Genomic DNA, 13,743 nt, shown 5'->3' on the forward strand with positions numbered 1-13,743 from the left:
CAGTCATCCCTGATGTATGGAGATTAAAAATGTGGAAGCGGGCTTGCTTGCTCCCACATGTTTTACCGCTTTTGATCTACACCACTCAGGTCGGCTTTCAGGCCGCCGTGCTGTTGATTTTGATCTTAGGCGCCCCGTTAAACCACGCTGGCCGCAAGTAGGCACGGTGGAGCGGGTAAACCGGCAAGGATGCCGGTTTAGCCGCGCTGGGCCAGGGATGGCCCATCGCGGCGACCCGCGCAGCCGTGCCTTCGTTCGGGCACACCGAGCATTAGCGAGGTGCCGAGTGGTGGGGCAAGAGCCCTTTTGGTTACTTTTGGCTGGGCCGGCATTCCGGGCTCTTTTCCAAAAGTGACCCGCTGTAAGAGCGGAACCAATACCAGCCACAACCGCAGCAACGGATATGTACACCCTACACCTACACCCCCCCAGCCCCACCCACCTACCTAAGCTAATTCTAAAAAGATATTTATTAAGGCTTTTTAAGATCGTTTAGCGTGGTCACTCCAACCCAAGACGTTCATGGAGTGAGCCGCCGATGCCGTCATCAATCACCACCTTGCCACTGCTGGACCTGTCACTGCTTGACGGCACCCCGAAGCAACGCGACGAGTTTCTCGAGGCCCTGCGCCTTGCCGCTCGGCATGTCGGGTTTTTCTACCTCACCGGCCACGGCATCGACCCGGCACTGCTGGCCCAAGTGCAGCAGCAAGCACGCACCTTCTTCGCGTTACCCGACGCCGAAAAACTATCCGTCGGTATGATCAATTCCCCACACTTTCGCGGCTACAACCGCGCCGCCTCGGAGATCACCCGCGGCCAGCCGGACCTGCGCGAACAGTTCGACGTCGGCGCCGAGCGTGAACCCTTGGCCGTCGAGGAACACCCAGCCGCCTGGGCACGCCTGCAAGGCCCCAACCAATGGCCCCAGGCCTTGCCCCAACTCAAACCCCTGGTGCTGGCCTGGCAGCAAGCGATGACGCAGATGTCGTTACGCCTGCTACGCGCTTTCGCCCAGGCCTTGTCGCTGCCCGAGAACGCCTTTGACTCGCTGTACGGCGACAAACCCAACGAACATATCAAGCTGATCCGCTACCCCGGTCGCCATGCGCAACAAAGCCGCCAAGGTGTGGGGGCACACAAGGACTCCGGTTTCCTCAGCTTCCTGCTGCAAGACCAGCAAGCCGGTTTACAGGTGGAAGTGGAGGAGGGCCGTTGGATCGACGCGTCACCGCGTCCCGGCACGCTGGTGGTGAACATCGGCGAATTGCTCGAGTTGGCCAGTAACGGCTACCTGCGCGCCACCGTACACCGCGTGGTCTCGCCACCGGTGGGCAGCGAGCGTTTGTCCCTGGCGTTTTTCCTGGGAGCGCAACTGGATGCGGTGGTGCCGGTGTATCAACTGGCACCCGAACTGTTGCGTGATGCCCATGGCCCGACCAGCGATCCGCGCAACCCGCTGCTGCGTGATGTCGGCTGGAACTACCTCAAGGGCCGTCTGCGCTCGCACCCCGATGTCGCCCAACGGTTCTACGTCGACGCCACACTTCCCCAAGCACTGTCCGCCTGATCAGGAGATCACCCTGTTGAATAAATTCGCACTTACCCTGGCGGCATTGCTGGCCTCATTCAGTGTGTCGGCCGCCGATGCGTTGCGTGTCGCCGCCGACCCGATTCCCCATGCGCAGATCCTCGAATACGTGCAGAAGCTCGACCCAGGCCTGAACCTGAAAGTCATCGAGATCCCCAACGGCGTGAACTCCAACGAGTTGCTGGCCCATGGCGATGTCGACGCCAATTACTTCCAACACCTGCCGTATCTGCATTCACAAGAGCAGGCCCTCGGGCAAAAATTCGCCGTGGCGGCCACCGTGCATATCGAGCCCTTGGGCATCTATTCTCACCGCCATACCGACTTTGCCCAAGTACCGGACAAAGGCACCGTGGCGGTGCCGAACAATGTCACCAACCTCAGCCGCGCGCTGTACCTGTTGCAGGCCAATGGACTGATCAAGCTCAAGCCGGGTTTCAATGACGCCTCCAAGGACCAGGCCACGCCGAAGGACATTGCCGAAAACCCCAAGCACTTGAAGATCCTGGAAATCGAATCGCCGCAAATTCCTCGCGCGCTGGATGATGTGGACCTGGCGGTGATCAATGGCAATTACGCCTTGGAAGCCGGGCTGGTGCCGGCCAAAGACGCCCTGGGGTTGGAGAAAGCACAGGGCAACCCCTACGCGAATATCCTGGTGACTACGCCGAAACTGCTGGACGACCCACGCATCAAACAGCTCGCCAAAGACCTGCGTTCGCCCGAAGTCGCCAAGTTCATCACCGAGAAGTACGCAGGCTCGGTGATCCCGGTGGCGGTCGAATGATCGTTGTCGAGGGGGTCAGCAAAACCTACGCCGACGGCCAGCCGGCGGCGCTGGATAACGTATCGCTGCAAATTGCCGACGGTTCGATCTTCGGCATCGTCGGTCGCAGCGGGGCGGGTAAAAGCACCTTGCTGCGGTGCCTGAATTTGCTGGAGCGCCCGACGTCCGGGCGCATCCTCATGGATGGCCAGGACCTGACGCTATTGAGTGACAAGGCGCTGCGCCAGCAACGCCAACGTATCGGCATGATCTTCCAAGGCTTCAACCTGCTGCACTCGCGCAACGTGGCGGATAACGTCGCGGTACCGCTGGAAATTGCCAATCTGCCCAAGGCCGAGCGTGTGGCGCGGGTCGCAGAGTTGTTGGCGTTGGTGGGCCTGAGCGACAAGGCCCAGGCGTTTCCTTCGCAACTGTCCGGTGGGCAGAAACAACGCGTGGGCATTGCCCGGGCGTTGGCGGCGCGCCCGGCGTATCTGTTGTCGGATGAGGCGACCAGTGCACTCGACCCGCAAACCACCGCCTCGATCCTTGAGCTGTTGCGCGACATCAACCGGCAACTGGGGGTGACTATCGTGTTGATCACGCATGAGTTGGAGGTGGTCAAGGCCATTTGCGACAGCGCGGTGTCCCTGGCCGAGGGGCGTGTGGTGGAAAGCGGCACGCTGGTGCAACTCCAGGCCGATCCGTCATCGCGCTTGGGCCGCTCGCTGGCACCCAGCCTGCAAGTGGTGAGGGCCGTATGAAAACCGATTGGGATGAGATTCTTCAACTGCTGCTCAATGCCACCGGCGAAACCCTGTACATGGTGCTGCTGGCGGGGCTGTTCACGCTAGTGATCGGTTTGCCTTTGGGCGTGTTGCTGTTTATCAGCCGACGCGGTGGCCTGTTCCCGCTGCCACGCCTCAACCGTGCACTGGGCGGGGTCATCAATTTGGGGCGTTCATTGCCGTTTGTGGTGATGTTAATCGCGTTGATTCCACTGACGCGTTTGATCGTCGGCACGACCTTGGGCAGCACGGCGGCAGTCGTACCGATCACCATCGGCGCCTTTCCATTTTTTGCGCGCATTGTCGAAACTGCGTTGGATGAAGTGGACAAGGGCCGCATTGAGGCGATCGTGGCCATGGGCGGTGATATTCGCCATGTGATTCAAAAAGTGCTGCTGCCCGAAGCCTTGCCGGCGCTGGTGGCCGGGGTGACGTTGACGCTGGTGATGCTGATCGGCTTCTCATCCATGGCCGGGGTGATTGGCGGTGGCGGCCTGGGCGATTTGGCGATTCGCTACGGTTACCAGCGTTTCAACAACCAGATCATGGTGGTGACGGTCATCGTGTTGGTGCTGCTGGTGCAGGGCGTGCAAAGTGTGGGGGATCGCTGCGTGAGGTCGCTGGCCCATCGTCGATAAACGGTTATGTACTAATGAATTTTTAATATTTCTAGTTATATGCGCGGCTGAGTAAAGTCACCCTTACTTCTATTCTCTCGCCGCCGGGAAATTGTTCATGAACCGTCCCTACGGGCAGCCCACGCCGATACTGACTTTGCCTCAGGGCGAAAAAGATCCGCTGTCGATTCGCGCCAAAGCCCTGGTGTTCTCTGACCCGCGCTCGCTGCAATTGCTTGACTACTTGAAACGCGTCGGCCCAAGCGAAGCGCCGGTGTTGATCAATGGCGAGACCGGTACCGGCAAGGAATTGGTAGCGCGTTATATCCACAGCGCCAGCGGGCGCACCGGCGCGTTTGTGCCGGTGAACTGCGGCGCCATTAGTGAAACCCTCGCGGAAAGCGAGTTTTTCGGGCATGAGGCGGGTGCGTTTTCCGGCGCCGTGGGAAGGCGGGGCGGCTGGTTTGAAGAAGCCGACGGCGGCACCTTGTTCCTTGATGAAATCGGCGACTTGCCGCTGCCTTTACAGGTGAAGTTGCTGCGCGTACTGCAGGAACAGGAAGTGGTGCGGGTTGGCTCGCGCAAGCCGATCAAGATCAATATCCGCTTGGTGACCGCCACCAACATCGACCTGGAGCAGGCGGTGGAAGCGGGTAATTTCCGCCTTGATCTGTTTTACCGAATCAACGTCGCGCAGGTGCAGGTGCTGCCTCTGCGCGAACGGCCGCTGGATATCTTGCCGTTGGTGGAGCACTTCCGCAGGTTGTACAGCGCCAAGCTGAAAATCGCCGAGCCGATGCTCTCTGAGTCCGCCACCCAGGCGCTGCTGGATTACCCGTGGCCGGGCAATATCCGCGAGCTGGAGAATGTGGTGCACCTGGCGTTGCTGGTGGCTGGCGACAAGCCGATCATGCCCAGCCACCTCAAGTTCTCCGCCGGGCTCAGTGCCATGCACGCCAGCGTCAACAGTGGTGCGCCGCGTATTCCCCAGGAGGTGATGCGTGAGCAGTTGCTTCGGTTGTTCGAGGTGCCGGGGGATACGTTGCTGCACGATATCGAAGACTTGATCGTGCGTGAGGCCTTTGCGTTTTGTGGATTCAACCAGCTGCGCACGGCAGACTTATTGGGGATCACCCGTAACGCCATGCGCACCTTGCTGGTCAATCACGGCATGCTCAAGGGGCGCGCACGCTCCTGAGCAACAGCGCTTCGAACACCCGTTGCGCCCGTGGCTCATCACTGTGGGCCACATTAAAACGCATCGAATCGCGGTGGGCCGGGTCATAGCCGAACAGTGCCCCCGGCGCCAGCACCATGCTGCGCTTCAAGGCTTCCTGGGCCAGCAGTTCACCGTTTACCCCCGGCGGCAGGCGTGCCCAGATAAACATCCCGCCTTCATAGGCCATCGGCAGTTCGCAGCCGCAGCGCTTGAGCCATTGCTCCACGCGCCCACCGGACTCGATCAACCGCTGGACCATGCGCTTGCGGTGCTTGGCGTAGCTGCCTTCGCTGAGCATGCGGTAGACGATCTGCTCGAACAGCTCCGAGGTCACGCCGCCGCTCATCAACTTCATGTTGGTCAGGTTCGCCGCCAACTGCGGCGCGGCCACCACGTAGCTGACGCGGCTGTTGGCGCTGAGAATCTTCGAGAAGCCTGACAAGTAGGTGACCTGGTCCAGACCGGCGAGGGCGGCCAAGCGTGGCGGCGGGTTGGGGTGCAGGTCGCCGTAGAGGTCATCCTCGACGATATGGCAGTGGTATTGCTGGGTCAGTTGCAGCAGGCGAAACGCTTGGCTGGGGCTGAAGGAGTGGCCGGTGGGGTTATGCAGCACGCTGGTGGTCAGGTACAGGCTGGGGCGGTGTTCGGCCAGCAGGTGTTCGAGGGCCGTGAAATCGAAACCGTCGGGGCGACGCTGGATGGTCACTACTTTTACGCCATGCAGGGCCAGGTTGGCGTGGAAGTTGAAGTAGCACGGCGCGTCCAGCAGCACCGTGTCGCCGGGGCGCGCCAGCAGGCGCATCAGCATGTCCAGGCCTTGCACGGTGTTGGGCGTGGTGATGATTTGTTCCACCGGCACCGACAGGCCTTCAGCATGCAGCTTCTGTTGCAGCGCCTGGCGCAAGGGCAACAGCCCTGCCGGTGTGCCCAGCCCGGCGATGCGCAACGACGGCGCGCGCACCACGCTGCGCATGGCTTGGCGGATGGCTTCGGCGTTCAACCATTCTTCCGGCAAATGGCCGCCGCCGGGGCGCAGCTCGCCGCTGGCGGTGACCAAGGGGCGACGCAACACGCTGAGCAGGTCTTGGGGCAATAAATCAACCCAGGCCACTGAGGCTGGGCGGGCGGTGTCCATCGCCACAAAGTAGCCGCGGCCTTGGCTTGAGGTCAGCAGGTTGCGCCCGCGCAGGCGGTCCAGCGCCTCATTAAGGGTGAACTTGCTGACGCCCAGGGTCTGGGTCAATTCACGCACCGACGGCAACTTGCTGCCGGGCGCCCATTCACCGTTTTCGATGGCCTGGCTGAACGCCTCGACGATCTGCTGAACCTTGGGGGTGCCTTCCACAAAGGCGATGGCGGACACAAACATAAACCTTCCTTGTCTTTGCCGGTGCTTTTACCGGTGAAGTTAGGCTGGATTAGGCATTACTTTACCTGCCTTGTGCAATGCCGCTCCCCTAGACTGCGCGCCATCTCGCCAGGAATTGGCGAACTTTCCTACACGCGAGCAATGGATTTCGCATTCTCATGAAGACTTATATGTGCGCTCCCTGCGGTTTTATGTACGTAGAAGAATTGGGCATTCCTGAAGATGGGATCCCGGCAGGAACCCCTTGGGAAGAGGTGCCTGAAGACTGGACATGCCCGGATTGCGGCGTGACCAAAGCCGACTTTATGGCGATAGAACTTTAACGCTCCATCAACGAAAGGAATCGCTCCATGGAAAGCAAACTGATCAACCCTACCGTGCCGTTCTGTACCGGTGTGGCCCACCAGAAATACCTGGGCGCCGAAAAAGGCCTGCAAACCGCCATCGAAGGGGACTGCACCCACTGGTATATCGACGGCAGCCTGTTTGGCGAAATGGTCGATGACTGGACCGATGCACGCATCGAAAGCCTGCAGGAGCAGATCGCGGCTACCGGCGTGAAGCCGGTTTTTCACGGCAACTTCAAGGCACCGCTGGGCAGTGACGTCGAGGCCTTCCGTGCGGCGGCCGTTGAATACGTGAAAAAAGAGATCGACATCGCCAGCCGCCTGGGTGCGCCGTTGATCATCCATGGTGGCTGCATCGTCGAGCCGAAAATGGTGCTGATGGCCAAGAAAGTCGCCCTGGAGCATTACCTCAAGTCGGTGCAGGAACTGGCGCGTTATGCCGAGGTCAAGGGCACCGATATCTACCTGGAAAACTTGTCCAACTACGTCAACTATCGGCCGTTCCACTACATCTTCACCCATGAAGCGGAATACGCCTTTGTGTTCGAGCGTCTGCAGGAGCACCGCAATGTGTACTTCTTCCTGGATGCCGGTCACGCCAACATCGAGAACGGCCTGCCGGCTGAAGTGGTGCGCAAGTATCACCACTTGATCAAGGGTATTTCCTTCAGCAACAACAATGGCGTGCAAGACCAGCACTTCGGTATTCACGACGGCAACTGTGATTACGCCGACGTGGTGCAGGCCATCGTCGAAACCAATTGGAAAGGCCTGGTGGCTTTCGAAACCCGCAACCAGACCGCCAAGGCCGCCCTGGCCGACCTGGCGCTGATGTACCGCGAATCCCTGACGACCGAAATCGCTGTCGCCTGATGGGCCCCAGGGGCGGGCGCTTAGGGCGCCCGTCCCGTTGCTGTTGTTTCTATCAATCCAAGGTCCCGGACCATGACAACTGCGTTAACGCTGTCTTCGTTTCTCTACTTTCTGTTGTTTTGCGCCACCATGACCTTCAGTCCCGGCCCCATGACCTTGCTGCTGTTGAGTCTGGGCTTGAAAGACGGCCTGCGCAGCTCGATCCCGGCGCAAATCGGCGCCAGTGTGTCGTATCTGATTTCGATCCTGATCTTTGCCGTGGGCTTTTCGGAGCTGATCAAGGGCAATATCGCCATCACCCAGACCATCCAGTTTGTCGGTGTGGCCTACATCCTTTACCTGGCCTACAAACAGTGGACCAGCAGCGGCGTGTCGATCAATAAAGCCGGTGCCGTGGAGGGCTCGCGCAGCCTGTTCGGCAAAGGCTTGCTGACCGGATTTTCCAACCCCAAGACCATCATCATGTTCAGTGCCGTGTTCCCGCAGTTTGCAGGCTCCGGGGAGCACAGCTCAGCGACGGATATCGCCATCCTCGGGCTGACTTTTCTGACGCTGCAATTTGCCAGCGGTTGCCTGTACTGCTATTTCGGTCAGCGTATCAAGCATGTGTTGGAAAACCCCAAGCGGCGAGTGTTATTGCAGCGGGTCACGGCGGTGCTGTTACTGGGTGTGGCGTTGATGCTGGCACGTGGTTTTTCTCACTGAGTGGTCTTATGAGCGGTAGTGGCGATTTGACGTTGCCCTGATAGACTCCAGGCATTCATCAAGGATCACATCACGCCATGTCAGCCGCCGGAGGAAATGGACTTCCGCTCGCTTCACGGTTGTATAAATCGCGCGCCCTGGGGCTGACGCTCGGCTTTGTGTGTGTGGTGTTTGCCATGTCCCCCTTGCACCCACCGTTTTGGGTGTGGGCCTGGATGGTGATCAACGCTTTTGTCTGGCCGCATCTCGCCTATCTATGGTCCCGCCGCTCCAGTAATGCACTGCGCAGCGAGCGGCGTAACCTGATGTTCGATTCCTTTTGCGGCGGGTTCTGGGTGGGCGCGATGAACTTCAATCCGCTGCCCAGCGTCACGACGCTGTCGATGATGACCATGAACAACGTCGCCATCGGCGGGCTACGTTTCATGCTCATGGGCTGGGTGGCGCAGGCACTGGGGATCGGCGCGTCGCTGCTGATTTTTACGCCGGTGTTCCTTACCGTCACCACCCAGGCCCAGCTTTTCGCGTGCCTGCCGATACTGATGCTGTATCCCCTGGCCTTGGGCTGGATCTGCTATCGCCAGGCCGTAACCTTGGCCCGTCAAAAACGCGAGCTACTGGCCCTGAGCCGCACCGATAGCTTGTCTGGCCTGCTCAACCACGGCGCCTGGAAAGACCATCTGGAAATCGAGTTTCAACGTTGCCGCCGAGGCCCGGCGGGTGCGGCTATCGCACTGATCGATATCGACCACTTCAAGACCATTAACGACACCTACGGCCACGTGACTGGCGATATCGTCCTGCGCCAACTCAGCAAAGTGCTGCGCCAGAACCTGCGCGCCACTGACCTCGCCGGGCGCTACGGCGGCGATGAATTCTGCGTGATCCTGCCGGACATGCCGCTCAACCGCGCCACCGAAGTGATGGACCTCTTGCGTGATCGCTTCAATACGTTGGCATATGCCCAAGACCCAACATTGCGCGCCAGCTTGAGTATCGGCCTGGCGCTGTATCAACCCACGCATGCCGACTCCATCAGTTGGCTGAGCGATGCTGACCAAGCCTTGTATGAAGCCAAGAGCAGCGGGCGTAACCGGGTCAGTTCGGTGCAGGAGAGTTGGTTGCGGTCCGTGTAGTGGGGTAGGGTGTCGCAGCACCCTCCAACAAAAAACAAGGATCGGTTCATGCTCTTCACCTTCTCCCGTACCCTTCTGGCCGCGACCCTGGCCTTGTCCTTCGCCGTGCCGGCCTACAGCGCCGAACCCCACAAACAAATCCAGGCGGACTCCGAACAGTACAAGGCCGAGGCCCTGAAACTGCTCGAGCGCCTGGTGAATATCGACTCGGGCTCCGGCTACGAGCCGGGCCTGACCCAAGTGCGCGACATCGCCGTCGATGAATTGAAGCAGCTTGGCTTCTCTATTGAACTGGTGCCGGACAAGGCCGCCAACAACAGTCATGTGATCGCCACCCTCAAAGGCACCGGCAAAGCCAAAATTCTGTTGATGGCCCACATGGACACGGTGTTCAAGGAAGGCTCAGCCGCCGAGCGCCCGTTCCATATCAAGGACGGCCGCGCCTATGGCCCCGGCGTGATGGATGACAAGGGCGGCATCGTCGCCGGCATCTACGCGTTGAAAGTCCTGAAAAACCAGGGTTTCAAGGACTATGCACAAATCACCTTCCTGCTCGACGCCAGCGAGGAAACCGGCTCTGAGGCGGCCTCCGAGCTGATCCGCAAAACTGCCAAGGCTCACGACGTAACGTTGAACCTGGAACCCGGCCGCGCAGCCGACGGCCTGGTGGTATGGCGCAAAGGCAGCGCCACCGCCGTGGTCGAAGTCAAAGGCAAAGCCGCCCATGCCGGCGTCGCCCCGGAACTGGGCCGCAACGCCGCCATGGAAGCAGCGCACCAGATCCTGCAACTGAGCAAGCTGGGCGATGAAGAGAAAAAAACCACCATCAACTTCACCGTGCTCAAGGCCGGCGACCGCGTCAACGTCATCCCCGACCAAGCCACCGCCAAGGCCGACGTGCGTGCGGCATTGCCGGAAGAGTTTGACCGCATCGAAAAAGACCTGGCGCGGGTGTCGGCTAACAAGTTGATTCCCGACACCGAAGTGACCACCAGCCTGCACCGCGGCCTGCCACCGATGCCGCAGACGCCGGAGTCGGATAAGTTGGTGGCGATTGCCCAGGGGATTTACGGGGAACTGGGGCGTAAGTTGACGATTGAAGGCAGTGGCGGGGCGGCGGATGCGAGTTTGTCCGCGGGGGTTGGGACGCCGACGTTGGATGGGTTTGGGATTGTGGGGGGGAATATTCACACGCCGGAGGAGTATGCGGAGGTGGAGAGTGTGGTGCCGCGGGTTTATTTGCTGAGTCGGATGATTATGGAGCTTTCGAAGCGGTGATTGGGCTGCTCACCCATTCACTATGGGTGAGCAACCTTTGTGGCGAGCAGGCTTGCCCTGCGTTGGGCTGCGCAGCAGCCCCAAAACCGGCAATGCGGATCTGGCTGAATATACGCGATGTCAGGATTGGGGCCGCTGCGCAGCCCAACGCGAGCAAGCTCGCTCGCCACAGGTTGCGGGATGTCTGGGAGGTGGGTATTTTTTCATATGCAATTGTTAGAAGGCTTAGTTGAACTTTTCGTAGTCTTCCGCGCCCAATGACGCTAGCCACTCTTTGAAAAAATCAATTTGTTCTTGTGGGTTGTTTGTAAGGTTGTTTTCCTCGTAGTCAAAAAGGTGAACTATATCTGCCCGAGAGGCTTGTTTGCCTAGCGTCATTTCATACGCAACAAGCCCTGCACTCATTTGGGAAGCCATCCTTGAGGGCATGACGTTTTTTTTTGCCCCCTTGCAGAGGAATGTTATGTAAGGGAAGTCTGATCTGACTTTTGCGAGGCAAGTATAAATGTCTTTGCCTTGGTAGACTTTTTTGAAATTGTCAGCCTCGGAAAAAGTCATCATGAGTTTCTCGGGATCATACTTTACGGTAACTGTCGTCCTTTGATTGCCGATAATCACATTGATTTTTTGCGTGTGCATTCTATTTCCTATTCGGATTCAGGATTGAATACCCTACATAGCTTCCGTCATGTTCTACAGGTGTTACACCCAAAATATCCTCTGGGTATATTTTATTATGGATAGCGAATTCTTTTTCGTTCGAAAAAGGCGTAATTTTTCCAAGCTCTAAGTTAACATCATGTCCCGGTATACTCTTTATAACGTATAAAAAGCCTTTTCTTGTACCGTACCCAGTCGCAAAGTCTGTTGCTGTGAGCCTAGAGGGAGATGTGCTTATGAAATTGCTTGGCGGATCGTTGCTATTCAATGCATGCAGATAAAGATCATTGCTTTCTCCCTTGCTCTTGAATCCATTTGCAAAAACTTCATCTGGATGTTTTCTATCCCCTCGAAATAGATACTCCTCTTCATCGCTAGCTTTTGGTAGTTCTGGTTCGGCTTTTTTGACTGTCGCTTTAGCCGACAGATCATCAGCGGTAGCTACGGGCTTACAACGCTCCCCTCCGGGGCAAGTGTTCAATCCTAGGGGGTCTACCCATCCCGTAGGGTTGGGCACGTACTGGTATGCATTGATCCCACCTGCCAGCTTCACTGGGTCAGGCGTCAGGTATCGACCAATATCCGGATTGTAGTAGCGATGGCGGTTGTAGTGCAGCCCGCTTTCCTGGTCGAAGTATTGGCCTTGGAAACGCAGCGGGTTGTCGATTTTATTGATGTCTAGGCGAGCAATTTCACCGTAGGCACGGTAATGGGCGGACCATACGATTTCGCCGTTGGGGTTGGTGAGTTCTTGCGGGGTGCCGAGGTGGTCGAGTTGGTAGTGGAAAGGCTTGGTGTCTTTTGGGCCGAAGCCTTCTAGCAGGACCAATGGACGGAAGCTGTCCGGCTCGTAGATATAGCTGCGATGGCGATCCGCGTGGTGCTCGGCAACCAGCTTGTCGCCTTGCCAGAAAAACTCCGTGGTTTTGCTGTCGACGGTTTTGCTGATGCGCCGACCAAATGGGTCATAGCGATAGCTGGCGGTTTGGCCGTTGGGTTGGGTAATGCCGATCAGCCGGTGTTGGCAGTCGTAGCGGTATTCGGTGACGAGTTGATGGCCCTTGCCGCGCCGCTCACGGATCAGATTGCCGAAGGCGTCGTAGTCGTAGTGATGATCGCCCTGGATCATCAGGCGGTTACCCGCGACGATGTCCGGGCCAGGGCGGTCTTGCATCAACAGGTTGCCAGCGGGGTCGTGGCCGAAGCGTTCTTGCACGTCTTGCGAGTGATCGACGCGGGTCAGGCGGGCGAGGGGGTCGTACTGGTAGTGGTGTTCGCCTTTTCGGGTGTCGAGGATTCGGCTGAGGTTGCCGGTTTTGTCGTAGTCGTATTGGCGTTGGTAGAGATCGTGTTTCTGTTGGGTGACCGCGTGGGCGTGCAGGCGATTTTGCTCGTCGTACTGGTAGTGGCTGAGGAGTTGGCCTTGTTGGCGTTGGCGTTCGCGGCCTGCCTTGAATAGATGAGAGGTGAGGGTGTCACCGTTCAGTTCGACGGTGGCGAGATGGCCGCCTTTTTCATGATTGAACGTGAGGCGGTTGTTGTCCGGCAGGCGCAGGTTCTGAAGGTGGCCGCAGGCGTCGTAGCCGTAGCGCAGGGTGCCCCAGCCTTGGTGTTCGGCGGTGAGGCGGTTTTGGCTGTCGTATTCGTAGGCCAGCGCCCAGTGGCCGTCTTCGACGCCCAGGAGGTTGCCTCGGCGGTCGTAGGTGTAATCGACGATTTTGCCGTCGGGGAGGGTTTTTCTTACGAGCCGCCCGGCATGGTCTCGCTCGTAACGGGTGACGAGCTGACTGCCATCGTCGCCGTGTTCGGTCTTTTCCTGTAGGTTGCCGTTGAGGTCGTAGACGTAGGCCGTGCGTTGGCCATCAAACCCGGTTTCCTGCTGGATCAGGCCATTGGGGTGGTACTGGAGTCGGTAGGTTTCGCCGACTTCGTTTTCGATCGCCGTCAGCAATAACCGAACGTTGTCGTAGCGGTATTTGACTTGGGTGCCATCAGCATTGATGCGGCGGCTGATCAGATGCAGGCCGTCGGCATACTCGTAGCGAGTAACGCGGCCTAGCTCATCACGTTCAGCGGTGATCTTTCCGTAGGGGTTGTAGCTGTACTCCCGTGTGGCGCCACCTGGCAGTACGACGCGAACCAACCGACCCACACTGTCCCACTGATATTGGGTCAGCGCTCCGTATTCATCCTCGCGCGCAACCTGCCGCCCCAGATCGTCATAGCGATAGCGCTTTACGCCGCCATTCGGCAGTTGTTCCTCAGTGAGCTGCCCGCGCTCATTCCAGGTCAGCCGATGGCAGCTGTGATCGGGATACCAGACGCCGATCAGTTGCCCATGTTTGTTGTAGCTGTAGTCGGTGACGTTGCCATCGGGGTCGGTCTTGCGGGTGA

The 13,743-nt window shown here is 58.7% G+C and carries 13 protein-coding genes; 10 read left to right on the forward strand and 3 right to left on the reverse strand.

Annotated elements, in window-relative coordinates:
* Positions 1 to 538: 538 nt before the first annotated feature.
* From BFL40_RS07880 to BFL40_RS07900, 5 genes are all read left to right on the forward strand, one after another.
* Positions 539 to 1,570, forward strand: a complete 1,032-nt coding sequence (locus BFL40_RS07880; protein ID WP_071483435.1) for an isopenicillin N synthase family dioxygenase — start codon at positions 539 to 541, stop codon at positions 1,568 to 1,570.
* A 13-nt stretch (positions 1,571 to 1,583) separates the two neighbouring features.
* Positions 1,584 to 2,378 carry a MetQ/NlpA family ABC transporter substrate-binding protein gene (locus BFL40_RS07885; RefSeq protein ID WP_071483444.1) on the forward strand — a complete coding sequence of 265 codons (795 nt, stop codon included), beginning with the start codon at positions 1,584 to 1,586 and terminating at the stop codon, positions 2,376 to 2,378.
* Positions 2,375 to 3,121 (forward strand): methionine ABC transporter ATP-binding protein, encoded by a 747-nt coding sequence (locus tag BFL40_RS07890; RefSeq protein ID WP_074851732.1) that lies wholly within the window; start codon positions 2,375 to 2,377, stop codon positions 3,119 to 3,121. Before BFL40_RS07885 ends, BFL40_RS07890 begins: the two co-directional genes overlap by 4 nt.
* Complete coding sequence (locus tag BFL40_RS07895) at positions 3,118 to 3,783, forward strand: methionine ABC transporter permease (RefSeq protein ID WP_071483436.1); 666 nt, start codon at positions 3,118 to 3,120, stop codon at positions 3,781 to 3,783. The genes BFL40_RS07890 and BFL40_RS07895 overlap by 4 nt, the downstream gene beginning before the upstream one ends.
* A 97-nt stretch (positions 3,784 to 3,880) precedes the next feature.
* Entirely contained in the window at positions 3,881 to 4,960 is a 1,080-nt protein-coding gene (locus tag BFL40_RS07900; RefSeq protein ID WP_071483437.1) for a sigma-54 interaction domain-containing protein, read from the forward strand.
* On the opposite strand, the gene BFL40_RS07905 is transcribed toward BFL40_RS07900, so the two are convergent.
* Positions 4,938 to 6,350 (reverse strand): aminotransferase-like domain-containing protein, encoded by a 1,413-nt coding sequence (locus BFL40_RS07905; RefSeq protein ID WP_071483438.1) that lies wholly within the window; start codon positions 6,348 to 6,350, stop codon positions 4,938 to 4,940. The two genes, BFL40_RS07900 and BFL40_RS07905, sit on opposite strands and share 23 nt — an antisense overlap.
* 158 nt (positions 6,351 to 6,508) lie before the next feature.
* On the opposite strand from BFL40_RS07905, the gene BFL40_RS07910 reads away from it, so the two are divergent.
* The 5 genes from BFL40_RS07910 to BFL40_RS07930 all read left to right on the forward strand — a co-directional run bounded on the left by BFL40_RS07910 (position 6,509) and on the right by BFL40_RS07930 (position 10,689).
* On the forward strand, positions 6,509 to 6,673 hold the full coding sequence (locus BFL40_RS07910; protein ID WP_016968943.1) for a rubredoxin: 165 nt from the start codon (positions 6,509 to 6,511) through the stop codon (positions 6,671 to 6,673).
* Positions 6,674 to 6,700: 27 nt separating this feature from the next.
* Positions 6,701 to 7,570 (forward strand): sugar phosphate isomerase/epimerase family protein, encoded by an 870-nt coding sequence (locus BFL40_RS07915; protein ID WP_071483439.1) that lies wholly within the window; start codon positions 6,701 to 6,703, stop codon positions 7,568 to 7,570.
* A gap of 72 nt (positions 7,571 to 7,642) precedes the next feature.
* Positions 7,643 to 8,275, forward strand: coding sequence for a LysE family translocator (locus BFL40_RS07920; protein WP_071483440.1), 633 nt, complete (start codon positions 7,643 to 7,645; stop codon positions 8,273 to 8,275).
* Between the two features lie 77 nt (positions 8,276 to 8,352).
* Positions 8,353 to 9,411 (forward strand): diguanylate cyclase, encoded by a 1,059-nt coding sequence (locus BFL40_RS07925; protein WP_071483441.1) that lies wholly within the window; start codon positions 8,353 to 8,355, stop codon positions 9,409 to 9,411.
* Positions 9,412 to 9,459: 48 nt separating this feature from the next.
* Positions 9,460 to 10,689 carry a M20/M25/M40 family metallo-hydrolase gene (locus BFL40_RS07930; protein ID WP_071483442.1) on the forward strand — a complete coding sequence of 410 codons (1,230 nt, stop codon included), beginning with the start codon at positions 9,460 to 9,462 and terminating at the stop codon, positions 10,687 to 10,689.
* 225 nt (positions 10,690 to 10,914) lie between these two features.
* Here BFL40_RS07930 and BFL40_RS07935 read toward each other — a convergent pair whose 3' ends face one another.
* Both BFL40_RS07935 and BFL40_RS07940 read right to left on the reverse strand, forming a co-directional pair.
* Complete coding sequence (locus BFL40_RS07935) at positions 10,915 to 11,328, reverse strand: hypothetical protein (protein ID WP_071483443.1); 414 nt, start codon at positions 11,326 to 11,328, stop codon at positions 10,915 to 10,917.
* A gap of 1 nt (position 11,329) precedes the next feature.
* Positions 11,330 to 13,743 (reverse strand): RHS repeat-associated core domain-containing protein (locus BFL40_RS07940; RefSeq protein WP_177217205.1); only part of this gene is annotated, 2,414 nt, incomplete at its 5' end.

This window comes from Pseudomonas costantinii, from assembly GCF_001870435.1.
GTDB classification, from domain to species: Bacteria; Pseudomonadota; Gammaproteobacteria; order Pseudomonadales; family Pseudomonadaceae; genus Aquipseudomonas; species Aquipseudomonas costantinii.

Coding starts and splice junctions, on each gene's coding strand:
- BFL40_RS07880 (WP_071483435.1), top strand. CDS start 539: ATGCCGTCATCAATCACCACCTTGCCACTGCTGGACCTGTCACTGCTT.
- BFL40_RS07890 (WP_074851732.1), top strand. CDS start 2,375: ATGATCGTTGTCGAGGGGGTCAGCAAAACCTACGCCGACGGCCAGCCG.
- BFL40_RS07895 (WP_071483436.1), top strand. CDS start 3,118: ATGAAAACCGATTGGGATGAGATTCTTCAACTGCTGCTCAATGCCACC.
- BFL40_RS07900 (WP_071483437.1), top strand. CDS start 3,881: ATGAACCGTCCCTACGGGCAGCCCACGCCGATACTGACTTTGCCTCAG.
- BFL40_RS07905 (WP_071483438.1), bottom strand. CDS start 6,350: ATGTTTGTGTCCGCCATCGCCTTTGTGGAAGGCACCCCCAAGGTTCAG.
- BFL40_RS07910 (WP_016968943.1), top strand. CDS start 6,509: ATGAAGACTTATATGTGCGCTCCCTGCGGTTTTATGTACGTAGAAGAA.
- BFL40_RS07915 (WP_071483439.1), top strand. CDS start 6,701: ATGGAAAGCAAACTGATCAACCCTACCGTGCCGTTCTGTACCGGTGTG.
- BFL40_RS07920 (WP_071483440.1), top strand. CDS start 7,643: ATGACAACTGCGTTAACGCTGTCTTCGTTTCTCTACTTTCTGTTGTTT.
- BFL40_RS07925 (WP_071483441.1), top strand. CDS start 8,353: ATGTCAGCCGCCGGAGGAAATGGACTTCCGCTCGCTTCACGGTTGTAT.
- BFL40_RS07930 (WP_071483442.1), top strand. CDS start 9,460: ATGCTCTTCACCTTCTCCCGTACCCTTCTGGCCGCGACCCTGGCCTTG.
- BFL40_RS07935 (WP_071483443.1), bottom strand. CDS start 11,328: ATGCACACGCAAAAAATCAATGTGATTATCGGCAATCAAAGGACGACA.